This is a genomic window from Acidovorax sp. SDU_ACID1 (genome assembly GCF_045291395.1).
GTDB lineage: Bacteria > Pseudomonadota > Gammaproteobacteria > Burkholderiales > Burkholderiaceae_C > MR-S7.
In genome coordinates this window covers 2,693,255-2,718,213 of record NZ_CP152342.1, presented here as the reverse complement: position 1 = coordinate 2,718,213, position 24,959 = coordinate 2,693,255, and the positions used below count along the sequence as shown (strand labels likewise).

21 protein-coding genes and 3 pseudogenes are annotated in these 24,959 nt (G+C 70.6%); 17 read left to right on the top strand and 7 right to left on the bottom strand.

Going from position 1 to position 24,959, the window contains the following annotated elements; genetic code table 11:
• Nucleotides 1-167: 167 nt before the first annotated feature.
• From AAG689_RS13370 to AAG689_RS13350, 5 genes and pseudogenes are all read left to right on the top strand, one after another.
• A pseudogene (locus AAG689_RS13370) lies at nt 168-856 on the top strand (LuxR C-terminal-related transcriptional regulator).
• Between the two features lie 19 nt (nt 857-875).
• Nucleotides 876-1,549, top strand: a pseudogene (locus AAG689_RS13365) (response regulator).
• On the top strand, nt 1,549-3,447 hold the full coding sequence (locus AAG689_RS13360) for a 7TM diverse intracellular signaling domain-containing protein (protein ID WP_406622464.1): 1,899 nt from the start codon (nt 1,549-1,551) through the stop codon (nt 3,445-3,447). The pseudogene AAG689_RS13365 and the gene AAG689_RS13360 overlap by 1 nt, the downstream one beginning before the upstream one ends.
• Nucleotides 3,444-5,327, top strand: a complete 1,884-nt coding sequence (locus AAG689_RS13355; RefSeq protein ID WP_406622463.1) for a sensor histidine kinase — start codon at nt 3,444-3,446, stop codon at nt 5,325-5,327. The genes AAG689_RS13360 and AAG689_RS13355 overlap by 4 nt, the downstream gene beginning before the upstream one ends.
• Before the next feature lie 173 nt (nt 5,328-5,500).
• Nucleotides 5,501-7,228, top strand: coding sequence for an IPTL-CTERM sorting domain-containing protein (locus AAG689_RS13350; protein ID WP_406622462.1), 1,728 nt, complete (start codon nt 5,501-5,503; stop codon nt 7,226-7,228).
• A 94-nt stretch (nt 7,229-7,322) separates the two neighbouring features.
• On the opposite strand, the gene AAG689_RS13345 is transcribed toward AAG689_RS13350, so the two are convergent.
• Nucleotides 7,323-8,243 (bottom strand): alpha/beta fold hydrolase, encoded by a 921-nt coding sequence (locus AAG689_RS13345; protein WP_406622461.1) that lies wholly within the window; start codon nt 8,241-8,243, stop codon nt 7,323-7,325.
• A gap of 166 nt (nt 8,244-8,409) precedes the next feature.
• On the opposite strand from AAG689_RS13345, the gene AAG689_RS13340 reads away from it, so the two are divergent.
• The 7 genes and pseudogenes from AAG689_RS13340 to plsY all read left to right on the top strand — a co-directional run bounded on the left by AAG689_RS13340 (nt 8,410) and on the right by plsY (nt 15,810).
• Nucleotides 8,410-9,747 (top strand): ABC transporter substrate-binding protein, encoded by a 1,338-nt coding sequence (locus tag AAG689_RS13340; RefSeq protein ID WP_406622460.1) that lies wholly within the window; start codon nt 8,410-8,412, stop codon nt 9,745-9,747.
• 9 nt (nt 9,748-9,756) lie between these two features.
• A pseudogene (locus AAG689_RS13335) lies at nt 9,757-11,492 on the top strand (ABC transporter permease).
• A gap of 4 nt (nt 11,493-11,496) precedes the next feature.
• Nucleotides 11,497-12,582, top strand: a complete 1,086-nt coding sequence (locus tag AAG689_RS13330; protein WP_406622459.1) for an ABC transporter ATP-binding protein — start codon at nt 11,497-11,499, stop codon at nt 12,580-12,582.
• Nucleotides 12,583-12,601: 19 nt separating this feature from the next.
• Nucleotides 12,602-13,477, top strand: coding sequence for a LysR family transcriptional regulator (locus AAG689_RS13325; protein WP_406622458.1), 876 nt, complete (start codon nt 12,602-12,604; stop codon nt 13,475-13,477).
• Between the two features lie 42 nt (nt 13,478-13,519).
• A complete protein-coding gene (locus AAG689_RS13320) occupies nt 13,520-14,581 on the top strand; it encodes an aldo/keto reductase (protein ID WP_406622457.1) in 1,062 nt (353 codons plus the stop codon).
• Between the two features lie 64 nt (nt 14,582-14,645).
• Nucleotides 14,646-15,146 carry a Cys-tRNA(Pro) deacylase gene (ybaK, locus tag AAG689_RS13315; RefSeq protein ID WP_406622456.1) on the top strand — a complete coding sequence of 167 codons (501 nt, stop codon included), beginning with the start codon at nt 14,646-14,648 and terminating at the stop codon, nt 15,144-15,146.
• A gap of 31 nt (nt 15,147-15,177) precedes the next feature.
• A complete protein-coding gene (gene plsY / locus AAG689_RS13310) occupies nt 15,178-15,810 on the top strand; it encodes a glycerol-3-phosphate 1-O-acyltransferase PlsY (protein WP_406622455.1) in 633 nt (210 codons plus the stop codon).
• Between the two features lie 3 nt (nt 15,811-15,813).
• On the opposite strand, the gene AAG689_RS13305 is transcribed toward plsY, so the two are convergent.
• From AAG689_RS13305 to AAG689_RS13295, 3 genes are read right to left on the bottom strand one after another with little or no spacing between them, the layout of a single operon-like run.
• Complete coding sequence (locus tag AAG689_RS13305) at nt 15,814-16,806, bottom strand: HD-GYP domain-containing protein (RefSeq protein WP_406622454.1); 993 nt, start codon at nt 16,804-16,806, stop codon at nt 15,814-15,816.
• Nucleotides 16,807-16,811: 5 nt separating this feature from the next.
• Complete coding sequence (locus AAG689_RS13300) at nt 16,812-17,444, bottom strand: TIGR02281 family clan AA aspartic protease (RefSeq protein ID WP_406622453.1); 633 nt, start codon at nt 17,442-17,444, stop codon at nt 16,812-16,814.
• A 15-nt stretch (nt 17,445-17,459) separates the two neighbouring features.
• Nucleotides 17,460-17,945 carry a YajQ family cyclic di-GMP-binding protein gene (locus AAG689_RS13295; protein WP_024002072.1) on the bottom strand — a complete coding sequence of 162 codons (486 nt, stop codon included), beginning with the start codon at nt 17,943-17,945 and terminating at the stop codon, nt 17,460-17,462.
• A gap of 66 nt (nt 17,946-18,011) precedes the next feature.
• Between AAG689_RS13295 and murB the strand changes: the two genes are divergently transcribed.
• From murB to AAG689_RS13275, 4 genes are all read left to right on the top strand, one after another.
• Nucleotides 18,012-19,088 (top strand): UDP-N-acetylmuramate dehydrogenase, encoded by a 1,077-nt coding sequence (gene murB, locus AAG689_RS13290; RefSeq protein WP_406622452.1) that lies wholly within the window; start codon nt 18,012-18,014, stop codon nt 19,086-19,088.
• A gap of 121 nt (nt 19,089-19,209) precedes the next feature.
• The gene (locus AAG689_RS13285) at nt 19,210-19,512 is read left to right on the top strand and encodes an iron uptake protein (protein WP_406622451.1); all 303 of its coding nucleotides are present in this window, start codon (nt 19,210-19,212) and stop codon (nt 19,510-19,512) included.
• An 11-nt stretch (nt 19,513-19,523) separates the two neighbouring features.
• The gene (locus AAG689_RS13280; protein WP_406622450.1) at nt 19,524-21,206 is read left to right on the top strand and encodes a PepSY-associated TM helix domain-containing protein; all 1,683 of its coding nucleotides are present in this window, start codon (nt 19,524-19,526) and stop codon (nt 21,204-21,206) included.
• Entirely contained in the window at nt 21,199-21,519 is a 321-nt protein-coding gene (locus AAG689_RS13275; RefSeq protein WP_406622449.1) for a DUF3325 family protein, read from the top strand. Before AAG689_RS13280 ends, AAG689_RS13275 begins: the two co-directional genes overlap by 8 nt.
• A 68-nt stretch (nt 21,520-21,587) precedes the next feature.
• Here AAG689_RS13275 and AAG689_RS13270 read toward each other — a convergent pair whose 3' ends face one another.
• Entirely contained in the window at nt 21,588-22,454 is an 867-nt protein-coding gene (locus tag AAG689_RS13270) for an MBL fold metallo-hydrolase (RefSeq protein ID WP_406622448.1), read from the bottom strand.
• Between the two features lie 106 nt (nt 22,455-22,560).
• On the opposite strand from AAG689_RS13270, the gene AAG689_RS13265 reads away from it, so the two are divergent.
• Nucleotides 22,561-23,454, top strand: coding sequence for a LysR family transcriptional regulator (locus AAG689_RS13265; RefSeq protein WP_406622447.1), 894 nt, complete (start codon nt 22,561-22,563; stop codon nt 23,452-23,454).
• A 67-nt stretch (nt 23,455-23,521) separates the two neighbouring features.
• Here the strand turns inward: AAG689_RS13265 and AAG689_RS13260 are convergent, their stop codons facing one another.
• Together AAG689_RS13260 and sigJ are read right to left on the bottom strand one after the other, a co-directional pair.
• A complete protein-coding gene (locus AAG689_RS13260; protein ID WP_406622446.1) occupies nt 23,522-23,980 on the bottom strand; it encodes a carboxymuconolactone decarboxylase family protein in 459 nt (152 codons plus the stop codon).
• 64 nt (nt 23,981-24,044) lie between these two features.
• Nucleotides 24,045-24,938 carry an RNA polymerase sigma factor SigJ gene (sigJ, locus tag AAG689_RS13255; protein WP_406622445.1) on the bottom strand — a complete coding sequence of 298 codons (894 nt, stop codon included), beginning with the start codon at nt 24,936-24,938 and terminating at the stop codon, nt 24,045-24,047.
• Nucleotides 24,939-24,959 lie beyond the last annotated feature (21 nt).

Genomic DNA, 24,959 nt, shown 5'->3' with positions numbered 1-24,959 from the left:
CGCCTGCGGTAGTGAGAAATCGTAGATGGCCGTACTTTTTTGCAACATCCCTGAAATTGGGTAATTTGCGGGCATGCGTTCAAATTCACCAATTTCAGGGATGCGCGCGCGGGGCGGGGTGGCCTACGATGGCGCCATCCTGTTGCCCGCTGTTACGCCGCCGCGCCATGAACGATCCTTCCGCCTCCGCCGAACCTGCCTTGCCCGCGCCCGTGCTGGTGGTGGAGGACGAGCCGCTGCTGCAGCAGCGCCTGCGCGGCGTGCTGCTGGGGCTGGGCTATGCGGCGGATGCGCTGGTGTTCGCCGCCACGCTGGCCGAGGCGCGCGCGTGCCTGGCCGAGCAGCCGGTGGCGCTGGCGCTGGTGGACCTGCAGCTGCCCGACGGCAACGGGCGCACGCTGATCGGCGAGTTGCGTGCGCAGGACCCGGGGCTGGGCATCCTGGTGGTGTCGGCGTGGAGTTCGGAGGACGCGATTCTGGGCGCGCTGCGTGCCGGGGCCACGGGCTACGTGCTCAAGGAGCGCGACGACGTGGAGGTGCAGCTGTCCATCCGCAGCGTGCTGCGCGGGGGGCGCCGATCGACCCGTTCATCGCGCGGCGCATCCTGGAGCTGCTGCCCGCGCCCCAGCCCGCGCCCGGCCCTGGTGCGCAGGGGCTGGAGGAGGCGCTGAGCGAGCGCGAGGGCGAGATATTGCGGCTGGTGGCCGATGGGCTCTCCAATCGCGAGATCGCCGAGCAGCTCTTCCTGTCGCGCTATACGGTGGAGAGCCACGTCAAGCGCGTGTACCGCAAGCTGGCGGTGTCCTCGCGCACGGGCGCGGTGCGCGAGGCGCGTTCACGGGGCTGGCTGGGGTGAGTGTGCGATGACGTATTTCATGCGTTTGCCCGAGGAGGGAGCGCTGCCCGTGCCGGTGCTGGTGGTGGAGGACGAGCCGCTGCTGCAGCGGCGCATCAAGGCGATCCTGGGCAGCCTGGGCTACACCGATTCGCTGGTGTTCGCGGGCTCGCTGGCGCAGGCGCGGGCCTGCCTGGCCGCGCAGCCGCCGCGGCTGGCGCTGGTGGACGTGCAGCTGCCCGACGGCAGCGGACTGGAGCTGATCCGCGAGATCCGCGCGGGCGATGCGGACGTGGGCATCCTGGTCGTCTCGGCCTGGGGCACGCACGAATCCATCCTGGGCGCGCTGCGCGCAGGGGCCACGGGCTACGTGCTCAAGGAGCGCGACGACGTGGAGGTGTCGCTGTCCATCCGCAGCGTGCTGCGCGGGGGGCGCCGATCGACCCGTTCATCGCACGCCAGCTGTTGCGCGAGCTGCCCCAGGTGGCGCCCGGCGAGGCTGCGGACGCGGAGGGCGGCCCCGCGCTCGACGGCCGCGAGCGGCAGATCCTGCGCCTGGTGGGCGACGGCCTGTCCAACCGCGAGATCGCCGAACAGGTGCTGCTCTCGCGCGGCATGGTGGAGGGCGTGATCCGCGCCATCTACCGCAAGCTGGCGGTGTCCACGCGCGTGGGCGCGGTGCGCACGGCGCAGGCGCGGGGGCTGCTGGATTGATGCGCTGGCTGTGGTTGGCGGCCGTGCTGGCGCTGTGCCTGCCCGGTAGGGTGCTGGCCGCCAGTGCGCAAGAGGGCTGCGCGCCGCGCGTGCTGTCCGTGCAGGCCGCGCGCGCCGTGGATGACGCGCGGCCCGCGCAAGGCTGGGAAGACGTCACGCTGCCCGATGTCTGGACCCAGCGCTGGCCCGGCCACGGCGGCGCGGTGTGGTACCGCATCGACTGGGAGCGCGGATGCGCGGGCGCTGCGCCCTCCGGCGATCCGGTGGGGCTGGGCATCGACGGCATGAGCATGGCGGGCGAGGTGTACGCGGGCGGCGGCTTGCTGTGGCGCGACGCCTCGCTGGCCGAGCCGCTGTCGCGCAGCTGGAACACGCCGCGCTGGTGGCTGCTGCCCGCGGCGGGCGTGCACGAGGGAGTGAACACCGTGTGGGTGCGCGTGGTGGGCGTGGCGGCGCTGTCGCCGGGGCTGGGCCACGTGCGCATCGGCCCGGCGGCGCAGGTGGGCCAGGCGCAGGCGGCGCGGCAGTGGCGCCAGCGCACGGTGTACGTGTTCTCGGCCGGGCTGTCGGCGGCGGTGGGGTGCCTCTTCGGCGTGGTGTGGTGCCTGCGCCGGGCGGAGCGCGCGTTCGGCTGGTACGCGCTGATGTCGCTCGCGTGGACGGTGTACCTGTTCACGCTGCTGGCCACCAGCCCGTGGCCGTTCGGCGGGACGCTGGCGCTGTCGCGGCTCAACATCGTCGCCTTCGTGCTGTACGTGCTGTGCTTCTGCCTGTTCACCTGGCGCTTCGGCGGGCAGCACCTGCCCCGGCTGGAGCGGGTGCTGCGCTGGCTGGCCCTGCTGGCCGCGGCGGCCGTGCTGCTGGCGCCGCAGGACGCGGCGGCGCCGGTGTTCCTGGCGGCGTGGCTGGGCTTCGTGGCGGTGTTCTTCGCCAACTGCCTGCAGTTCCAGTGGCACGCGTGGCGGCCCCGCCCCGGCGGGCGTGATGTGCAGCACATGCTGCTGGCGCTGTGCTGGCTGGTGTTCGTGGTGGTGGGCGTGCACGACCTGCTGCTGGTGATGCAGCATTGGCGCGCGGAGCAGTCCTGGTCGTCGGTGGCCGGCCCCGTCACCACGGTGGTCATGGCGTTGCTGCTGGGCGGGCGGCTGGCGGGCAGCATGCGGCGCATCGAGCGCTTCAACCACGAGCTGGAAGAGAGCGTGGCCCACGCCCGCGCCGAATTGGCGCAGGCCCTGGCGCGTGAGCATGCGCAGGCGCTGGACAACGCCAAGCTGCAGGAGCGCATGCAGATCGCGCACGACCTGCACGACGGCCTGGGCGGCAGCCTGGTGCGCGGCATGGCGCTGCTGGAGCAGGCGCGCGAGCCGCTGTCCAACGCGCGCGTGCTGTCCCTTCTGAAGGTGCTGCGCGACGACCTGCGCCAGGTGATCGACCACGGATCGAGTGCGGGTGCCGCCGCGCCCGCCACGCCCGTGCAGTGGGCCGCGCCGCTGCGCCACCGCTTCACGCGCATCCTCGACGAGATGGGCGTGGCCAGCGAATGGCGCATCGCCCCGCGGTGGCGCGAGGGCGGCGAGCGGCCCAGCGCGCTGCAGTGCCTGGGGCTGACGCGGCTCGTGGAGGAAGCCCTGTCCAACATCATCAAGCACAGCCAGGCGCTGCAGGTGCGCGTGGAGTGCGCCCAGCCCCTGCCCGGCGTGTTCGCGGTGCGCGTGGAGGACGACGGCGTGGGCTTCGACGTGCAGGCCGTGCAGTGCGCGGGCCTGTCCGTGGGCATGCGCAGCATGGCCGCGCGCGCCGAGCGCATGGGCGCCACGTTCAAGGTGGAGTCGGGGCTGGGCGGCACGGCGGTGAGCGTGGTCCTGCTGCTGCCCGAGGCGGCAAGGACGGCGGCATGAGGCTGTGGCTGCTGCTCGCGTGGATGCTGCTGGCAGCGCGGCCGGCCTGGGCGGATGCGCCGGACGCCTGTGCCCCGCGCATCCTCGCGGTGCAGGCGGCGAAGGCCGAGGGCGAGGCCGGCCGGCCCGCGCAGGGCTGGGAAAGCGTGACGCTGCCCGAAGTGTGGACGCGCCGCTGGCCGAACCATGGCGGCGCGGTCTGGTACCGCATCGACTGGGAGCGCGGGTGTGCCGGCGACGCGCCTGTCGCGCTGGGCATCGACGGCGTCAGCGTGGCCGGCGAGGTGTTCAGCAACGGCGACCTGCTGTGGCGCGACGCCTCGCTGGCCGAACCTCTCTCGCGCAGCTGGAACGTGCCGCGCTGGTGGCTGTTGCCCGCGTCCGGCCTGCATCCCGGCGTGAACACGGTGTGGGTCCGTGCCGTGGGGCCGTCGGCCCTCTCGCCCGGCCTGGGCGCGGTGCGCATCGGCGATGCGGACATGGTGGCCGGGCAGCATGCGCAGAGCCTGTGGCGCCAGCGCACCGTGTATTTCATCAACGCCGTGCTGTGCGCCATGGCGGGCGCGCTGTTCCTGCTGGTGTGGGCGCTGCGCCGCAATGCGCGCGGGGGCGGCGCCTATGGCTGGTTCGGGCTCATGGCGCTGGCGTGGCTGGCCTACCTCACCACCTTCCTCGCCGAAACGCAGTGGCCCTGGCCCGATTCGCTGGCGCGCGGGCGCTTCAGCCTGGTGGCGCTGGTCTGCTACGTGCTGTGCGCGTGCCTGTTCACCTTCCGCTTCGGCGGGCAGCGGCTGCCGCGCGTGGAGCGCGTGCTGTGGGCGCTGGCGGCGCTGGGCGCGGGCGCGGCGGTGCTGGCGCCGCGCGCGGCGGCGGGGCCCTGGTTCGGCGCGGTATGGCAGGGGGCGATGGCGGTGTTCCTGGCCAACTGCGTGCAGTTCCAGTGGCATGCCTGGCGGCCGCGGGCCAGCGGGCGCCGCGTGTCGCATCGGCTGCTGGCGCTGTGCTGGCTGGTGTTCGTGCTGGTGGCGCTGAACGATCTGTTCTCGGTGCTGGACGGCTGGGAGGTGGCGCGCAACTGGGCGGCGCTTTCGGGCCTGCTGGTCATCGCGCTGGTGATGCTGCTGTTGGGCGGGCAGCTGGCGCAGCAGATGCGCAAGGTGGAGCGCTTCAGCCGGGCCCTGGAAGAGGGCGTGGCCCGCGCGCGGGCCGAGCTGGCGCAGGCATCGGCGCGCGAGCACACCCGTGCGCTGGAGAACGCCAAGCTGCAGGAACGCATGCAGCTTGCGCACGACCTGCACGACGGCCTGGGCGCGAGCCTGGTGCGCGGCATGGCACTGCTGGAGCAGGCGCGCGAGCCGCTGTCCAACGAGCGCACGCTGTCGCTGCTCAAGACCCTGCGCGACGACCTGCGCCAGGTGATCGACCACGGGTCGAGCGCCGGCGCTGCCGTGCCGGAAACTCCCGTGCAGTGGGCCGCGCCGCTGCGCCACCGCTTCACGCGCATCCTCGATGAGATGGAGGTGCCGTCCGAATGGCGCATCGCCACGCAGTGGCAGGGCACGCTGGAGGAGGGCGGGCGCCCCAGCGCGCTGCAGTGCCTGCTGCTCACGCGGCTGGTGGAAGAGGCGCTGTCCAACATCATCAAGCACAGCCAGGCCCGCCGCGTGTGCGTGGAATGCGCCCAGCCTTTGCCCGGCATGTTCGCGGTGCGCGTGGAGGACGACGGCGTGGGCTTCGACGTGCAGGCCGTGCAGCGCGCGGGCCAGTCCGTGGGCATGCGCAGCATGGCCGCGCGCGCCGAGCGCATGGGCGCCGCGTTCACGGTGGAGTCGTGTCCTGGCGCCACGGTGGTGAGCGTGGTGTTGCTATTGAAGCAATAGCTGCTTGCGCTTGGTTGGCAGCCGTTGAGGGCAGTTCCGTCATTGACGGAAATTGTGAGACTTCGTTCATGGCGCGGGTGGCGCTTCTTGGGTACAAGGCTCCGGTCTGCCCATCTGCCGAGTGCAGATGCGAACCCACCGGCCTCTTGCCGGGCCGCCATTCCGAGGAATCCATGCCAACCCACTCTTTTTTGTCCAGGCCCGCCCTGGCGGCACTGCTGGCTACCGTCTGCGTGCCCGCCTTGGCGCAGGTCACGTCGCTGGAGCTCACGGTCGATACCAAGAGCAACCTTTTCTTCGCGGGCCGCGCGGTCACGCCTCACACCAATAGCTGCCAATACAGCGGTTCGGGTGCAGGCTATCGCAGCGACGGCAAGCTGCCACCCCATCTGGCCCTTAGCCCCGGCATCCATGCCATGCAGTTGCGGGCGACCTCCACGGAAGGCGTGGCCTACAGCGGCGCGGCGCCTGCGCCCGGCGGGCCCTACTCATCGCCCGACGGCACAACGACCGGTTATCCCGGCAACGTCACCGACCCCACAGGCGCCTTCAACGGGCTGACATTCGCCGGCCGCCTGGGCATCCTGGGTGCTGCATTCCTCGACGGCGGCGAGCCTGTGGCGACGGGAACCGCCAAGCCCATGCAGACCTTTACGGCCGCCACCATGAACGCCGCCAGTCCTGCCTATGCGCTGGGCGACGCTTTCTTCATGGGCGACGGGACGCTTTCCGACCGCAAAGGCGCGGGAGTGGTCGGCGGCGTTTCCGAGACGAACGCCGAGCAGCGCCAGAGCTTCCTCGTGCCTGCGGGCGCCACGCGCATGTTCTTCGGCTTCACCGACTCCTACGCCGTCAGCGGCCCGTACCGCTGTTTCATGGACAACTCGGGCGAGGTCTACGTCAAGCTGATGCTCACCACCAGCAATGACGCGGGCCAAGTGCAGGCGGGAGTGGGCGGCACGGCCATCGCCAACGTGCGCGGCAACGACTACGTGGATGGCGGCATGGCCAACGCCACCGTGGCGGCTACCGGCACGTGGCCGCCGGGCATCGCGCTGGACCCGGCTACCGGCGCCGTGACAGTGGCGCCCGGCGTGGTCGCCGCCACCTACGACATGGACTACGAACTGTGCGACACGCGCACCACGCCGGCCAGCTGCTCGCCCGCGAAGGTGCAGGTGGTGGTCACGCCCACGGCGGCCAAGCCCATCGCGCCCTCCGACAACGCCGTCGCCGTGTCGAAGACCGGCACGACGGCCGCCGTCGATCTGTTGGCCAACGACAGTTTCGACGGCAGCGCCGCCACGCCCGCCAACACCGACGTGAGTCCCCAGGGCGTGTGGCCCCCGGGTATCACGCTTGACCCGGCCACCGGCGTGGCCACGGTGGACCCGGCCGTCGCCGCAGTGGGCAACTACGACCTGAGCTACCGCCTGTGCGAGAAGGGCAGCACCACCAACTGCAAGAACGCCAAGCTCACCGTCTCGGTAGTGAACGGCGCCGTGAACCCGATCACGGCCACGCCCGACGCCGCCATAGTGCCGCCCGGTGCGTCGGGCGAGGTGATCGCCAGCCTGCGCGGCAACGACACGCTCGGCGGCGGCAGTGCCACCACGGGCAACACCGGCATCACGCCCCTGGGCTGGCCGGCCGCGTTCATGCTGACGCCGGGCGGTGGCGTGTCCGTGGCGCCCGGCACGCCGCCGGGCACCTATGTGCTGCCCTACCGGCTGTGCGAGACGGCGGCGCCGGGCAACTGTGTGGAGACTTCTGCCACGGTCACGCTGAGCGCGCCTGCTGGCGTGGCCGCAATTCCCACCCTGGGCGAATGGGGTCTGCTGCTGACCAGCGCCGCACTGGCCGCCATGGCCCCGCTGGGTCTGCGCCGCCGCCAGGGCTGAACGGACACTGCGCCCGGCACAGCAAGCCGCTCAAGCGGTTTGCTGTGTTTTTGATAGCTGCTTGTGCTTGATCCGTATGCGCTACAGGCGGTTTTCATTCAGAAAGAAAATCCTCGATCAGCGCCGCCACCGCCTGCGGCTGGTCGTGGTGCAGCATGTGGCCGGCGTCCTGCACCACGGCCGTGCGCGCGTCGCGCACGTGGGCCAGGCGTTCGCGGTATTCGGCCAGCGTGTAGACCCCTTTCCACCAGCGCGAGAGGCTGTCGTCGCTGGCCTCGACCGACAGCACGGGCGCGGTGATGGCCGCGTACAGTGCCAGCGCCTCGTCCACGCGGTAGAGCTGGGCGCTGGCGACTTTGTGCGCGGCCTCGCCCAGGATATGCCAGCGCCCGTCGCGGCCTTCGCGGGCCCAGTGGCGGGCCAGCCAGGTGGCCTTGTCGCCGGCCAGGCGGGGGTTGGTCTTCATGAGGCGCAGGGCCACGCCGTCGGCGCTGTCGTAGTGCGTCAGCTCCATCTCGCCGCGCTCCCACTGGCGGATCTGGTCCATCCACTGGGCGTAGCGGCCCGGCGCTTGCGCGGGCCGCGTGGCGGGCAGGCCGAAGCCCTCCAGGTTCACCAGCCGGCGGATGCGCGCGGGCCGCGCGCCGGCATACATCATGGCCACGTTGCCGCCCATGCTGTGGCCCACCAGGTCCACGCTGCGGCCGGCGGCGTAGTGGTCCAGCAACTGGTCGAGGTCGGCAAGATAGTCGGCGAAGTGGTAGCTGTCGCACGGGGAGGGCGGCAGCGACAGGCCGAAGCCGCGCCAGTCGGGCGCGATGATCTGCCGCCCCTGGGCGAAGGCCGCGCCGAAGGCGTCCACCACGAACTGGTAGGACGCGCCCACGTCCATCCAGCCGTGCAGCAGCACGAGCGGGGCGGCGTCGGGGCGAGCCTCGCCCCAAAGGCGCACGTGGTAGTTGAGCGTGCGGATGCGGATGGATTCGGTGCGGGCAGGGCGTTGGACTTGGTACATGGGGCGGATTATTTCGCGGCTGCGCGCTGGCCGCAGTCGCACAGGCGCATGGGTACAAACCCGATGCCGCACCGCGCTGATGCGCGGCATCAGAAACAATGATTGGCAGGCGCTCCGCCAGAGCCCTACAGTGGCAAGCCACACCTACTACGACAAGGAGACAACCATGCAACGCAGCCCTTTCAAGGCGACTGTGGCCGCCGCACTGGCCGCTGCACTGGCCGCCGCCTGCATCGGCGCGCAGGCGGGCACGGTCACGGTGCTGACCTCGTTCCCCAAGGAACTCACGACGGCCTACCAGAAGGCGTTCGAGGCAGCCAACCCCGGCATCAAGATCGAGATCCTGAACAAGAACACCACCGCGTCCGTGGCCTACGTGCGCGAGCTGCCCGAGGGCCAGCGCCCCGACGTGATGTGGGCCAGCGCGCCCGATGCGTTCGAGGTGCTTTCGCGCTACAAGCTGCTGCAGCCCGCGCCCGACACGGTGAACAAGAGCGCGCCCGCGAAGATCGGCAACTACCCGCTCAACGACCCGCAGGGCATGTACTACGGCCAGGCGCTGGCGGGCTACGGGATGATGTGGAACACGCGCTACCTGCAGGCGCACAAGCTGCCCGCGCCCAAGGAGTGGAGCGACCTCACCCGGCCCGAATACTTCGGCCACGTGGCGATCTCCTCGCCCTCGCGCTCGGGCACCACGCAGCTCACGGTGGAGACCATCCTGCAGGGCGAGGGCTGGGAGAAGGGCTGGGGCCAGATGCTGCAGATGATGGGCAACGCCGCCGCTGTCACCGACCGCAGCTTCGCCGTGCCCGATGGCGTGAACAACGGCCAGTACGGCATCGGCATCGTGATCGACTTTTTCGGCCTCGCGGGCAAGTACTCGGGCTTCCCCGTGGACTTTGCCTATCCGGCCATGACGGCCGTGGTGCCCGCCAACATCGCGCTGATCGCAGGCGCGAAGAACGCCGACGAGGCCAAGAAGTTCATGGCCTTCACCATGTCCGCGCCGGGCCAGCAGCTGCTGTTCGACCCGAAGATCAGCCGCCTGCCCATCCTGCCCTACAGCATGCTCAAGGCGCCCGCGGGCTACCCTGTGCCGCAGGAGGTGGCCGCGCGCGCCAAGGTGCAGTTCGACTCGCAACTGTCCGAGTCGCGCTACCCGGTGGTCATCAGCCTGTTCGACCAGATGGTGACTTTCCGCCTCAAGGAACTGCAGGCCGCCACCAAGTCCATCCACGAGGCGGCCAAGGCCCTCAAGGCCAAGCCCAACGCCAAGGGCAGCGAGCTGCTGGCGCAGGCGCGCAGCCTGGCGTATACGCCGCTGGTGGGCGAGGCCAACGTGAAGAACGAGGAGTTCCTGGAGCTGTTCCGCAAGAGCCGCCGCGACGTCGCCGTCTCCAAGCAGCTCACGGGCATGGAGCAGATGTGGGCCGACAAGGCCCGCGCAAACTACGAGCGCGCACGCCAGCTGGCCGACGAAGCGCGCGGCCTCGCCAGGTAAGCGCAGGCCATGCAGGCAACCACCACGCGGCCAGGCCTGGCGCGGCGCGGCCTGGCGTGGCCCGGCCTGGCCGGGCCGGGGCCGTGGATCGCCTTCGGGCTGATCCTGGCCTTTCTGCTGTGCTTTCTGATCGTGCCCGTGGGCACGGTGATCTACACGGCCTTCGTCAACGAGGCGGGGGGCTCACGCTCGGGCACTTCGGCAACTTCTTCGGCCAGGGGGTGTTCCGCGAGTCGTTCTTCAACAGCCTCATCGTGTCGCTGGCCAGCGTGTTCTTCGCCAGCCTGATCGCGGTGCCGCTGGCTTACCTCACGGTGCGCTTCGAGTTCCGCGGCGCGCTCCTGATCCAGACGCTGGGTGTGCTGCCGCTCATCATGCCGCCCTTCGTGGGCGCCGTGGCGCTGCAGCTCATCTTCGGGCGCAGCGGGTCGGTGAACCTGCTGCTGAACGACTGGTTCGGCTTCACCATTCCCATCATGGACGGCCTCGTGGGCGTGACCTTCGTGGAGAGCATCCACTACTTCCCGTTCATCCTGCTGAACCTCGTGGCGGCCATGCGCAACATCGACGGGGCGATGGAAGAGTCGGCCCTGAACCTGGGGGCGCGCGGCTGGCGGCTCTTTCGGCGCGTGATCTTTCCGCTGGCCATGCCGGGCTACCTGGCCGGCGCGGCGCTGGTGTTCGTGAAGGTGTTCGACGACCTGGGCACGCCGCTGGTCATGGGCGTGACCAACATGCTCGCGCCGCAGGCCTACCTGCGCATCACCTCGATGGGCATCGAGGACCCGCTGGGCTACGTGATCAGCGTGATCATGATCGTGTTCTCCATCCTCGCGCTGTGGCTGGCCGCGCGCGTCATGAAGGGCAAGGACTACGCCACCATGCAAAAGGGCGGCAACGCGCTGCAGAAGCGCCGCCTTTCCGCCTGGGAGTCGGTGCTGGCCTATGGCTGGATCCTGTTCGTGCTGGCCGTCACGCTGGCACCGCACATCGGCATCCTGCTGATGTCGTTCTCCAAGGTCTGGAGCTTCTCGGTACTGCCCGACGCCTACACGCTGGAGCACTACGGCACCGTGTTCAGCGACGCGGGCGGCATGATCGGCAACACGCTGCTCTACTGCGTGCTGGCCGCCGGGCTGGACGTGGTGATCGGCACCGCCATCGCCTACCTGATCCTGCGCACGCAGCTGCCCGCGCGGCAGTGGCTGGACTACCTGGCCTCGGCGGCGCTGGCGATCCCGGGGCTGGTGCTGGCCATCGGCTACCTGCGCCTGTTCAAGGGCGTCAACTTGCCGTTCACCGATACGCCGCTGGTCGGTACCTGGGTGCTCATCATGCTGGCCTACGCGGTGCGGCGCCTGCCGTATGCGCTGCGCTCGTGCATGGCGGCGCTGCAGCAGGTGCACGTGTCGCTGGAGGAGGCGGCGCAGAGCCTGGGCGCCACGCGCATGTCCACCATCCGGCGCGTGATGGTGCCGCTGATGGCGGGCGGCATCCTGGCGGGCTTCGTCACCAGCTTCATCACGGCGGCGGTGGAGCTGTCGGCCACGCTGCTGCTCACCTCCAGCGAAAGCCAGGCGCCGATGAGCTACGGCATCTACCTCTACATGCAGAGCATCGCGGGCCGCGGGCCGGGTGCCGCCCTGGGCGTGCTGGCCGTGGTGGTGGTGGGCCTGGGCACGTATTTCTCGCACCGCTTCGTGGAGCGCTCGCGCTCCACCGTGGCATCGTCCTCGAAGGAATGAAACCATGAACAAGGCATCCCTCGAATGCCGGCACATCAGCCTGGCCTACGGCGCCACGCCGGTGCTGCGCGACGTGAACCTGAAGATCGAGCCGGGCGAGTTCTTCGCGCTGCTCGGCCCCTCGGGCTCGGGCAAGTCCACACTGCTGCGGCTCATCGCGGGCTTCAACCGCCACCAGAGCGGCGAGCTGCTGATCGACGGGCAGGACATCACGGGCGTGCCCCCGCACGCGCGCAACGTGGGCATGGTGTTCCAGAACTACGCGCTGTGGCCGCACATGACGGTGTGGGACAACGTGGCCTTCGGCCTGGTGGAGCGGCGCGAGACGAAGGACGCCATCCGCCGCAAGGTGGGCGCGGCGCTGGAGCTGGTGGGCCTGTCCGACTACGTGCAGCGGCGCCCGGCGCAGCTCTCGGGCGGGCAGCAGCAGCGCGTGGCGCTGGCGCGCACCATCGTCATCGAGCCCAAGCTGCTGCTGCTGGACGAGCCCCTCTCCAACCTCGACAAGCAGCTGCGCGTGCAGATGCGCGAGGAGCTGAAGAACCTCCAGCGCAAGCTGGGCCTGACCACCATCTTCGTCACCCACGACCAGGAGGAGGCCATGACCACGGCCGACCGCATGGCCGTGCTGGACAAGGGCATCCTGCAGCAGGTGGGCTCCGCTGCCGGGCTGTACGACTTCCCGCAGAACCGCTTCGTGGCGGGCTTCGTGGGCACGGCCAATTTGCTGGAGGGTGAGGTCACGGCGCTCTCGGGCGAGACGCTCACCTTCCACGCGCGCGGCCTGGGGCCGCTCACGCTGCCGCGCCCGGCCGAGCCACCGGCCGTCGGCGCGGCGGCGCTCGCCTTCCGGCCGCACCAGGTGAGCATCTGCGTGCGCGACGAGCAGGGCGACGCCTCGCGCGTGTGGCTCGACGGACAGGTGGAGAGCGCCGAATTCCTCGGCGAGTTCTCGCGCTACCGCGTGCGCGTGGGCGAGGTGGCGCTGGTCACCGACCAGCCGCACTACGCGGGCATTGCCATGTTCCCGCCCGGCGCGCAGGTGCGCTTAGGGGTAGAGCCCACGCAGCTGCGCTACCTCGACCGTTGAGCGCGTTACGCTCTGCGGCATGGAGATCTACCAGGTACGCGCCTTCGTCACCGCCGCCAAGCTCGGCAACGTGACGCGCACGGCCGAGGCGCTGCACCTCACGCAACCTGCGATCACCGCGCAGATCAAGGCGCTGGAGGAAGAGCTGGGCGTGGCCCTGTTCGACCGCCGCCCGGGCCGCATCAGCCTCACGCGCGCGGGCGAGGCGCTGCTGGCCGAGGCCGAGGAGGTGCTCACTGCCGCGGGCCGCCTGCAAGGCCGCGCGCGCGAGCTGCAGGGCGAAGTGACGGGCAGCTTCGCCATCGGCACCGTGGCCGACCCGGATGCCCTGCGCCTGGGCTCGCTGCTCGGCGGCCTGGTGCGCACGCTGCCGCTGCTGGAGATCAAGACGCGCGGCGGCGCGGCCGAGGAACTGCGCGAGCAGGTGGCGGCCGGGCTGCTGCAGGCCGCGTTCTACATCGGCCCCCACATCCCGCGCGAGGTGGCGGGCCTGGCGCTGCAGACGCAGCACTACCGCATCGCCGGCCCTGCGGCCCTGCGCGCGCAGCTGCTGCACGCGGGCTGGCGCGACATCGCGGCCCTGCCGTGGATTGGCGCGCCCGCGCAGCACCACGTGCAGACGCTGCTCAAGGACGTGTTCGCGCGCCAGGGCCTTGCGCCGCGCCAGGTGATCGAATCCGACGAGCCCGCGCTGCCCCTGGTGCGCGCGGGCGTGGGCCTGGCCCTGCTGCGCGAGGACGTGGCCCTGCCCGCCAGCGAGCAGGGCGAGGTCGTGGTCTGGCCCCATGCCCGCGTGGGCGCGCAGCTCGGCTTCATCTATCCGCGCGCGGCAGAGCACGACCCGGCCACCGTCGCGGCGCTGTCCGTGCTGCGCGGCGTGTGGGGACTGCCGTGACGCGGTGAGCGCGCGATGTGCCGAATCCGTACACTCGCGCGCATGAATACAGTCCCCCTCGGCCAAAGCGATCTGCACGTTTCCCCCATCTGCCTGGGCACCATGACCTTCGGCGAGCAAGTCGATGAGCCGCACGCCCACGCCATCCTCGACCGCGCCGTGGAGCGCGGCGTGAACTTCCTCGACACGGCCGAGATGTACGCCGTGCCCGCGCGCGCCGAGACCTATGGCTCCACCGAAACCATCATCGGCCGGTGGCTCAGCGCGCGCCCCGGCATGCGCGCGCGGATCGTGCTCGCCACCAAGGTGGCCGGCCCCTCGCGCGGCATGCCGTGGATCCGCGAAGGCAAGGGGATGACGGCGGCCGACATCGCGGCCTCGTGCGATGCCAGCCTGCAGCGCCTGCAGACCGACGTGATCGACCTCTATCAGATCCACTGGCCCGAGCGGCACGTGCCCGCGTTCGGCAACCTCTACTACGACCCGGCCAAGGAAGTCAGCACCACGCCGATCCGCGAGCAACTGGAGGCGCTGGCCGGCCTGGTGAAGGCGGGCAAGGTGCGCTATGTCGGCCTCTCGAACGAAACGCCCTACGGCGTGCACGAGTTCGTGCGCCTGGCCGAAGCCCACGGCCTGCCGCGCGTCGTCGCGGTGCAGAACCCGTACTGCCTGCTCAACCGCAGTTGGGAAAACGCGATGGACGAAACCTGCCACCGCCTGAATGTCTCGCTGTTGGCCTATTCGCCCGTCGGCTTCGGCCTGCTCACCGGCAAGTTCGATCAGCACGCGCTCACCGACTCCGGCGCGCCGCAGCAGGCGCGCATGGCGCGCTTCGAATCCATGCGCAAGCAGCGCTGGGGTCGCCCCGAGGCACTGGCCGCCGCGCGCCGCTACAACCAGCTTGCGCGCGACCACGGCCTGTCGCCCACGCAGATGGCGCTGGCCTTCTGCTACCAGAACTGGCGCGTGGCCAGCACCATCATCGGCGTGACCTCGCTCGCGCAATTGGACGAAGACCTCGACGCCTGGAGCACGAAGCTCTCGCCCGAACTGCTGGCCGCGATCGACGCGGTGCGCTGGGAGATGCGCGATCCGGCGCAGTGAGTCGAAGGTAAAAATAGGCTCTAGCGCCCGTCCATCCAGCGCGGGAAGCTATTGTTTTTGAAGAATGGCAAAGAAAGACAAGACCGCGCACGTCAGCGAAACCCCCGCCACGCAGATGCTGCGCGCCCACGGCGTGGAGTTCAGCGAGCACACTTACGACTACGTGGAGCATGGCGGCACGGGGGAGTCCGCGCGGCAGCTCGGGCTCGACGAGCACACGGTGGTCAAGACGCTGGTGATGCAGGACCAGGACGCCAAGCCGCTCATCGTGCTCATGCATGGCGACTGCAAGGTCTCCACCAAGAACCTCGCGCGGCAGATCGGCGCCAAGAGCGTGGAGCCGTGCAAGCCCGAGGTGGCCAACCGCCACAGCGGCTACCTGGTGGGCGGCACCTCGCCCTTCGGCACGCGCAAGCAGATGCCGGTGTTCATCGAGGAGAGCATCCTGCAGCTGCCTCGCATCGCCATCAACGGCGGGCGGCGGGGCTTCCTGGTGCAGCTCGATCCGCAGGCGTGCGTGCGGCTGCTGGGAGCGCGGCCGGTGCAGTGCGCGCTGGCAGAATAGGCCGCCGCAAAAGAACAACCGAGGATCTGCCTTGACCGCCGTGTATTCCCTTCTGGCCACCGTGGCCGCCTACCTGCTGGGCTCCCTGTCGTTCGCTGTCATCGTGAGCCGCGTGATGGGGCTGTCCGATCCGCGCACCTACGGCAGCAAGAATCCCGGCGCCACCAACGTGCTGCGCTCCGGCTCCAAGGCGGCCGCGGCCGTCACGCTGCTGTTCGACGCGGCCAAGGGCTGGCTGCCGGTGGTGCTGGTGCGCTGGTTCGGCGCACCCTACGGGCTGGAGGAGGGCACGATGGCCCTGGTGGGCCTGGCTGCGTTCGTGGGCCACCTGTGGCCGGTGTTCTTCCGCTTCCAGGGCGGCAAGGGCGTGGCGACGGCGCTGGGCGTGCTGCTGGGCATCAGCGGCTGGCTGGGGCTGGCCACGCTGCTCACCTGGGTCATCATCGCGGCGTTCTTCCGTTACTCGTCGCTGGCCTCGCTGGTGGCGGCGGTGTTCGCGCCGTTCTTCTACGTGCTGGGCGGCGGCGTGGCCTGGTACACCGATGCGCGCGTGGGCCTGGCCATCGCCGTGATGTCCGGCCTGCTGGCCTGGCGGCACAAGGAGAACATCAAGCGGCTGATGCAGGGCAAGGAGTCGCGCCTGGGCGCCAAGAAAAAGGCCTAGGGCCTAGAGCGTGTTCGCGCGGTGCGCGGCATACAGGCCGATGCGCACCATGGTGCGGTGGCTCAGTTCCACCGTGACCGCCGAACGCGCCAGCGCCGACTGGATGCGCGGGCGGCCGCGCACCGTGTGGTAGAGCGCCGGGGTGCCCAGCGCCTCGCCCTTGGCGTCGAGCAGGCTGGCCACCAGCGGAAAGTTGGCTTTCTCGCTGCGGCGCAGGACCACGGCGGTTTCGCCGTTGTCCAGGCGCACGAAGGTGCCGGGCGGGCACAGGCCTACGGTGCGCACCAGCGTGAGGCTCACTTCGTCACGCTGCTCGTCGTCCTGGCCCACGATGGCGCGCACCGAGTCGGTGGCGCTCTTGCCCGCGCGCGACTTGCGCGGGCTGATCATGGCGGCGTAGCGGTCGATGGTGCCGAGGATGCGGTTGAGCCGCTCCTGCGCGGGCAGCGAGGCGAGCGGCGCGCTCTCGGGCAGCGGCGCATGGTGCTGCGCCACCACGTCCAGCCAGAGATCGTCGGTGACGTGCAGTTCCTCCAGCATGTCCATGCCGGCCTGCGGATGGCGGGCCACGTCCTGCTGCTGCTGCGCCGTGAGCGGCTCGCGCTGCGCGGCCAGTTCGTCCTGCAGCGCCGTCATGCCGATGTTCATGGTGAACGCCGCGCGCACCAGGCTGTCGCGCTCGTGCGGCGGCAGCGCCAGTTCCTGCGCCAGGATGTGGCACAGCGTGCCGCAGACCAGCGCGTGCGAGGCGCTGTAGCCCACAGTGGAGGTGGTAGCGAGCTGGAACATCAGGTACAGCGCGGCGTCGATGTCGTGCGCCACCAGGTCTTGGAGCCAGCGGTCGCACTGGCGCACCTTGGCCGTGAAGTCCTGCGCCTGCACAGGCCGCGCCAGCAGCATGGACAGGGCCGACTCCAGGTCCGACCACTGGCCGAGCAGGTCCTCGTATTCGCTGTCGGGTGGCTCGGCGCCGTGGGGCTGGGGCAGGGCGGACATGGTTTTCAGGGGCGTTGCTGCAGCACCATCTCGTCGCCGGTGCGGCTCATCTCGAAGGCGCGCAGGAAGCTGTTGCCCAGCAGCACGTAGGGCATGGGCTGTGGCGTGACGATGGCGTCCACGCCGCGCAGCTCCAGCGTGCCGGCGCGCACGGAGTCGAGCCGCACGCGCCAGCCCTGGGCCGTGCCGTTGGCGGTGCTCATGAGCACGGGCTGGCCGTTCTCGGCCTTCAGGCCCATGCGCTGCGCTTCGGGCAGGCCGATGGCGACCGTGGAGGCGCCGGTGTCCACCATGTACTGCATGACGCGCCCGTTGATGAATCCGGTGTTGACGAAGTGCCCGCGCGCATCGGCCTTGAGCACCAGGCGCTGGCCCCCGCCCGGCGTGGCCACGCTCACCGGCGCCTCGCCCAGGCGCAGCGTACGGCGGCCGCCGTCCACGTCCACCACCGCCTCGCCCTGGCCCACGGAGACCACGCGCACGCCCCGGTGCGCCTCGCCCGCCGCGACGGCGCGCGGCGCACCGCCATCGACCACCAGCAGCGCCTTGCTGCCCAGGATGCCCGCCAGCGCCACGTTCTGCGCATGCGCCGCCATCGCTGCCAGCGAGAGCATTGCGGCGAGGAAGGGCGCGCGCATGGAACCCGCCGGGCGCTAGTCGCGGAAGTTGTCGAAGGTCAGCGGCAGGTCGGCCACTTCCTTGCGGATCAGCGCCATGGCGGCCTGCAGGTCGTCGCGCTTGGCGCCGGTGACGCGCACCTTGTCTTCCTGGATGGCGGCCTGCAGCTTGAGCTTGCTTTCCTTGATGAGCTTCTGGATCTTCTTGGCCTGCTCGCTGTCGATGCCGTTCTTGACCTTCACCAACTGCTTGAGCTTGTCGCCGCCGATCTTCTGGGGCTTTTGCACGTCGAGGAAGCGCACGTCCACGCTGCGCTTGGTGAGCTTGCCCCGCAGGATTTCCTCGACCTGCTGCAGCTGGAACTCGGCGTCGCCGAACAGGGTGATTTCCTTGTCCTTCAGCTCCACGGCGGCGGAGGTGCCCTTGAAGTCGAAGCGCGTGCCGATCTCCTTGGCGGTGTTCTCCACGGCGTTCTTCACTTCGACGAAGTTGGCTTCACAGACGGTATCAAAAGACGGCATGGCGGAACTCTCGGCTACTCGGTACAAACCCGCGCCCCGCGAAGGCGGGGTGCGACAATCCGGCCGATGTTAGTCGAGAAAAACGTCTCCCTGCAGCACAGCAACACCTTCGGCATCGCCGCGCGCGCCCACACGCTGGTGCGCGTGCGCTCGGAGCAGGACGTGCACGACGTGCTGGCCGACCACCGGCTGGTCCGCCAGCCCCTGTTCGTGCTGGGCGGGGGCAGCAATATCGTGCTGACGGGCGACGTCAAGCCCGTGGTGCTCAAGATGGAGATCAAGGGCCTGCGCCTGCTGGAGGAAACCGACCGGGGCTGGGTCGTCGAGGCCGGTGCCGGCGAGGTCTGGCACGAGGCCGTGGCCTGGACGCTGGCGCAGGGCTACCCCGGCCTGGAGAACATGGCGCTGATCCCCGGCACCGTGGGCGCGGCGCCCGTGCAGAACATCGGTGCCTACGGCGTGGAGCTGCAGGACCGCTTCCATTCGCTCGACGCGATCGACCTGGCCACGGGCCGCGCCTTCACGCTCGATGCGGCGCAGTGCGCCTTCGGCTACCGCGACTCGGTCTTCAAGCACGCGGCGCCGCAGGCGCCGCACGAGGGCAGCGGCTTGCCGCGCGGCATGGGCCTGGCCGGGCGCGCGGTCATCACCCGCGTACGCCTGTGGCTGTCCAAGGAATGGCGGCCCGAGCTGGGCTACCTCGACCTGGAGAGGAAGCGCGCGGAAGCCGGCACCGAGCACCCCACGCCCCGGCAGATCTTCGACTGGGTGTGCGAGATCCGCCGCGCCAAGCTGCCCGACCCGGCCGTGGTGGGCAACGCCGGCAGCTTCTTCAAGAACCCCACGGTGACGCCCGAGCAGTGCCAGGACATCATCGCGCGCGATCCCAAGGTCGTGCACTATCCGCTGCCGGACGGCACCATCAAGCTGGCCGCGGGCTGGCTCATCGACGCCTGCGGCTGGAAGGGCAAGACGGTGGGCAAGGCCGGCGTCTACGAGAAGCAGGCGCTGGTGCTGGTCAACCGCGGCACGCGCAGCGACAGCGTGACCGGCGGCGAGGTCATGACGCTGGCCAAGGCCATCCAGACCAGCGTGTACGAGCGCTTCGGCATCCGGCTGGAACCGGAGCCGGTGGTGGTGTAGGCCGCCGGCCGCTTTCCTTTGATAGCTTTCTGCGCTTGCTGGGCAAGCGCTGGAGGGCGATTTGGCATGCAATCCTCATGTCCGCGATAATGCAAACAGTTCTCATTTTCTGTTTGCCCGCATGACCGCCAGCCTCGCCACCCGCCCCCGCCTGCACGCCGCGCTGCGCATCGCCGCCGCCGTGCTGGGCGGCTACGCCTTCACGTGGGGCTTCATCGCCCTGGGCATGTCCGGCCTGTTCGCGCTGGGCATGCCGTTCCACGACGCCGAGCACCTCACCAGCATCCTGGGCATGCTGGTGTACTTGGTGGCGTTCCTGTGGGCCTTCGCGGCCCGCAGCCTGGCCCGCGTGTGGATCGTGCTCGCGGGCGGCGGCGCGTTCATGGCGGCGGCGGCCTCGGTGCTGCAAGGCGTGCTGGCGTGAAGGAGGCCGCGATGTTCCCGAATTTCCGCTTGGCCATGGCCTGGCTGCACACTTGGTTCGGCCTGGCGCTGGGCTTCGTGCTCATGGCCTGCTTCTTCTTCGGCGCGCTATCGGTGTTCGACCGCGAGATCGACCGCTGGGCGATTCCGCAGTCGCGCTTCGCGCCGCAGCCCATGCCCTCGTTCGACAAGCTGCTGCGGCCGGTGTTCGAGGACATGCAGCCCAGTAAGCAGAGCCTGGACTTCATGCGCGACCGCGTCAACGGCGCGCTGCCCGAGCGTTTCGACACCGTGCGCCGCTGGGGCGCCTACACCACGCACCGCGACCCGGTGCTGGGCCTGTTCGCGGGCTACGAGGTGCCCAACGCCAAGGACCCGGAGCAGGGCGTCTGGGGCAACCGCACCATCGACCCGCGCAGCGGCGCGGCGCTGCCGGACGACCGGCTCAAGATCGGCAGCCAGTTCTTCTACCCGCTGCACTACAGCCTGAACCTGCGTTGGGCGGGCCTGGGCACCTGGATCGTAGGCTTCGCGGCGCTGGTGATGCTGGCGGCGCTGGTCAGCGGCGTGGTCATGCACCGCAAGATCTTCCGCGAGTTCTTCACCTTCCGCCCCAAGAAGGCCACGCAGCGCAGCACGCTCGACCTGCACAACATGACCGGCGTGCTGGCGCTGCCGTTCCACTTCTTCTTCGCTTTCACCGGGCTGGTGATCTTCGCGGGCATCTACTTCCCCGTGTCGCACACCCAGCTGGAGCCGCTGCACGAACTGCACGAAAAGCTGGAAGCCGAGGAAACCGGCCTGCCGCACGACCGCGCCGGCGTGGCCGCGCCGCTGGCCTCGGTGGACGCCATGGTGGCCGAGGCCCAGCGCCGCTGGGCCGCCAAGGACATGGCGGGCGAGGTGGGCTTCCTCGCGGTGCAGCACGTGGGCGATGCCAACGGCTACGTCAGCATCTACCGCGCGGGCACCGACCGCATCGCGCTCGTGGGCGACGGCATCCACTTCAAGGCCAGCACCGGCGAGGTGCTGCGCGAAGACCCGCCGCCCACCGCGGTGGATAGCGTCAACACCTTCCTCACCGGGCTGCACCTGCAGCACTTCCGCCACTGGCTGCTGCGCTGGCTGTACGTGCTGGGCGGGTTGATGGGCTGCGTGTGCATCGCCACGGGCTTCATCTTCTTCGTGGAAAAGCGCAAGAAGCAGCATGCCAGGCAGGGCAGCCAAGGGGCGCGCGTGGTGGATGCGCTGGCCGTGACCACCGTCACCGGCATGCTGCTGGCTTCGCTCACCATCCTGATCGCCAACCGGCTGCTGCCCGACGTGTTGCCCGCTGGCTGGCCCCCGCGTGGCGATCTGGAACAGTACCTGTTCTGGGCCGGCTGGGTGGCAGCCATGGCGCACGCCTTCGTGCGCAGCGCCCCGGTGGCGCAGGGCCGCCGGAACCCGGCGTGGCACGAACAGTGCTGGGCCGTGGCCGCCATGGCCGTGGCTACCGTGCTGCTCAACTGGGTGACCACCGGCGACCACCTGCTCAAGACCCTGGGCGCGGGCTACTGGCCGGTGGCGGGGGTGGACCTGTTCATCCTGGCCGGCGGCGCCCTGGCCGCATGGACCGCGCGCCGGCTCAAGCAGCGCGCGCAGGCCGCGCCCGCCGTCCCCGGCCTGGCCGCAGCGGAGGCCGCCCATGCATGACGCACTGCTGCTGACCGCCGCCGTGGCCTGCGCCGTGGCGGGCATGGGCTGGCTGGCCCTGGCCATGGACGTGCACTGGGAGCAGGTGCGCGGCGCCGCCGCGCCCCGCCCCGCCCAGGCGATGCGCCTGCGTGTGCTGGGCGCGCTGGGCCTGCTCGGTGCGCTGGGCCTGTGCCTGGCGGTGGACCATGCGTCGATGGCCTCGCTCGTGTGGGTCATGGCCCTGGCCTTCGCCGCGCTGGCGGTGGGGCTGGCGCTGGCCTGGCGCCCGCGTTGGCTGCGCCTGCTGGCCTGGGCCGGCGGGGCAGGGTAAGAAACTCCTGTTTCCATAGCTGCCAGCGCTTGCCCAGCAACCGCTGGAGCCCGAAAACCCTCAAAGAATCACCAGGCCATCTCGCCCTTGTTCACCTTGGCGCCGAGGTCGAGCGAGGCGCTCTCGCCCAACTGCGGGTAGGCCGTGCGCAGGGCCTGGATGACGCCCGCGCTGTCTTGCGCCTGCTGCAGCGCCGCCTCGAACCTGACCAGGTAGCCGCGCGTGAAGTCGATCACCCCGGCGTCGGTCGCCGTGCCGGCGGCCATGTGGCCCGGCACCACCACGCGCGGCTGCAGGGCCTTCATCTCGTCGAGTTGGGCGATCCAGGCCTGGCGCTCGGCGGGCTTTTGCGTGTCGGCCGTCCACACGTGCATGTTGCCGAACAGCGCCACGTTGCCCACGATGGCATGCAGCGATGGCACCCACACGTACGGGCGGTGCGCCAGCGGCCCGGTGGTGCCGCGCAGCTCCACGGCCTGGCCGTCCACGGTGAGCGTGGTGCCCGCCAGGGCCTCGGGCAGCACCGGCCGCGCGGGGGCGTTCACGCCCATCTTGGGGCCCCAGAACGCGAGCTTGCCGGCCATCTTGGCCTGGATCTTCTCGCGCACGGCGGGCGTGGCCACCACCTTGGCCTGCGGGAACAGGGCCTGGAGCGTCTCGGCGCCGAAGTAGTAGTCGGGGTCGGCGTTGCTCACCAGGATGGTGGTGAGCGTCTTGCCGCTGTCGAGCACGTTGGCGGCGATGCGGTAGGCGTCGGCGCGCGTGAAGCCGGTGTCGATCACCAGCGCCTCCTTCTCGCCGCTCAGCAGCACGGAGTTGACGTGGAAGCTGTTCGCGTCGGCGTTGTAGACCGTGAGCCGCAGCGGCCCGGCGGCGTGGGCGGCGCCGAAGGCCAGGGCGAGCGTGGTGGAGAGCAGGGTGGTGCGCAAAGTCATGGAGAAGTCCGGTGGAAAAAAACGATGGACAGGACTTTATTGCTTGAAACGAAACAGATAAACGGCTCAGAATGCGCTTGATTGTTTCTTGATTCGCGCAAATACCATGGACCGCCTCACCGCCATGCGCGTCTTCGCCGATGTGGCGCAGACCGGCAGCTTCACCGCCACCAGCGAGCGCCTGGCCCTGTCGCGCGCCATGGTCACGCGCTACGTGGCCGCCATGGAACAGTGGCTGGGCGCGCGCCTGCTGCAGCGCACCACGCGCCGCGTGACGCTGACCGACGCGGGCGAGCAGTGCCTGCGCCGCTGCCTGCAGATGCTGGCCATCGCCCAGGAGGTGGAGGAGGCCACCGCGCCCGCCGGCGGCGCGCTGCGCGGGCAGCTGCGGCTGACCTGCAGCATGTCCTTCGGCTACGCGCAGCTCGCGGCGGCGCTGGGCGACTTCCTGGCGCTGCACCCGCAGCTCCACGTGGACTTGAACGTGAGCGAGGGCGCGGTGAACCTGGTGGCCGAGCGCATCGACCTGGCCATCCGCATCAGCGCCGACCCCGACCCGGCCCTGATCGCGCGGCCGCTGGCCGTGTGCGAATCGGTGCTGGTGGCCGCGCCCGCCTACCTGGCGCGCATGGGGCGCCCGGCGCAGCCGGCCGACCTGGCGGCGCACCGCTGCCTGGGCCACGCCAACTTCGGCCGTAGCGAATGGCGCTTCACCCACGCGCAGGCCGGCGTGCAGGCGGTGAGCGTGCCCACGCGCTTCACGGCCAACGACGCCGTGGTGCTGATGGCGGCGGCGCAGGCCGGCGCGGGCATCGCGCTGCAGCCCACCTATCTGGTGCGGCCGCTGCTGCAGGCGGGCGCGCTGCAGGCGCTGCTGCCCGGTTGGGCGCCGCCGCAGCTCACGGTGTACGCGCTGTACCCGTCGCGCCGCCACCTGGCCCCGGCGGTGCGCGCGCTGCTGGACTTCCTGGTGCAGCGCTTCGCGGGCGCGCCGTGGTAGGTGGATCAAAAATGAGAGCTGCCCGCGCTTGCCCAGCAAGCGCCGCAGCCCGATTTGGCTACAAGAATCAGCCCGGCGTGTGCCCGCCCGGCGGCGTGCGGAAGGCGACCATCAGCCGGTTCCAGCCGTTGATGGCGACGATGGCCATCGACAGCTCGACGATCTCCGCCTCGGTGAACTGCGCGCGCACTTCGTCGTACACGCTGTCGGGCACCTGCGACTGCTCCACGCGCGTGAGTGCCTCGGTCCAGGCCAGGGCCGCGCACTCGCGCGCGTCGAACGCGCCGCTCTCGCGCCAGGCGTTGAGCAGGTGCAGGCGCCGGTCGCTCTCGCCGTGCTCGCGCGCCACGCGGGCGTGCAGGTCGAGGCAGAAGGCGCAGCCGTTGATCTGCGAGGCGCGCATCTTCACGAGTTCGTGCAGTTGCACGGGCAGGCTGCCGGCGTTCACGTGCTTCTGCAGGCCGTACATGGCCGCGTAGGCCGCAGCGTGGTTGCGCGGCAGGTCGATGCGCTGGGCATGGGACATGGTGTTCTCCTGGGGGGTGAAAGAAAGGGGGCCGGGCCGCGTGCGCGGCCGGTGAAGGCGGGCGTTACAGGCCGCGCAGCTTGTCGGGGTTGAGCACCGAGTACACGGCGTGGATGCGCACGCCGTCGGTCTCGAAGGCCATCACCGAGCGCACGCCGCCCGCGTCGCGCAGCAGCAGGCCCGGCGCACCGTTGACCTGCACGGGCTCGATCTGGTGGCCGTGCAGGTACACGCGCCACACGGCGGCGGCCAGGCGCGCGAGCGCGCGCGGGCCGCGCAGCACCTTGCTGGCTGCGCGCACCTTGCCGCCGCCGTCGGCGGTCCATTGCGCGTCTTCGGCAAAGAGGGCCAGCAGGGCGGCATGGTCCTGCGTGCGCATGGCCTGCACGAAGCGCGCGATGAGCGCGCGCGCCGCCTCGGGCGTGGCCGTGAAGCGGGCCTTGCGCTGGCGCACCTGGGTGCGCGCGCGGTGCACGAGCTGGCGGCACGCGGCCTCGCTCCTGCCCAGCACGGCGGCCACCTCGGCGTAGTCGCTGTCGAACACGTCGTGCAGCAGGAAAGCCGCGCGCTCGTCCGGCGTGAGGCGCTCCAGCACCACCAGCAGCGCCACCGACAGGTCGCTGGCCAGTTCGGCGCGGGCGTCGGCGGGCGGCGCCGCGTCGGGCGCGATCCAGGGCTCGGGCAGCCAGGGGCCGTCGTAGGCCGCGCGCTCGGTGCGCGCGGCGCGCAGGCGGTCCAGGCACAGCCGCGTGACGGTGGTCACCAGCCAGGCCTCGGCCGTGTGCACGCGCTCGGCCGGCGTGGCCTGCCAGCGCAGCCAGGCGTCCTGCAGCACGTCGTCGGCATCGGCGCGGCTGCCCAGCATGCGGTAGGCCACGCCGGCCAGGCGCGGGCGGTGCTGCTGGAAGACGGCGGTGTGCGGGTCCGGCGGGATGGCGGGGGAGGAGGGCGTTGACATGCGCATGCCCATAAGACGGCT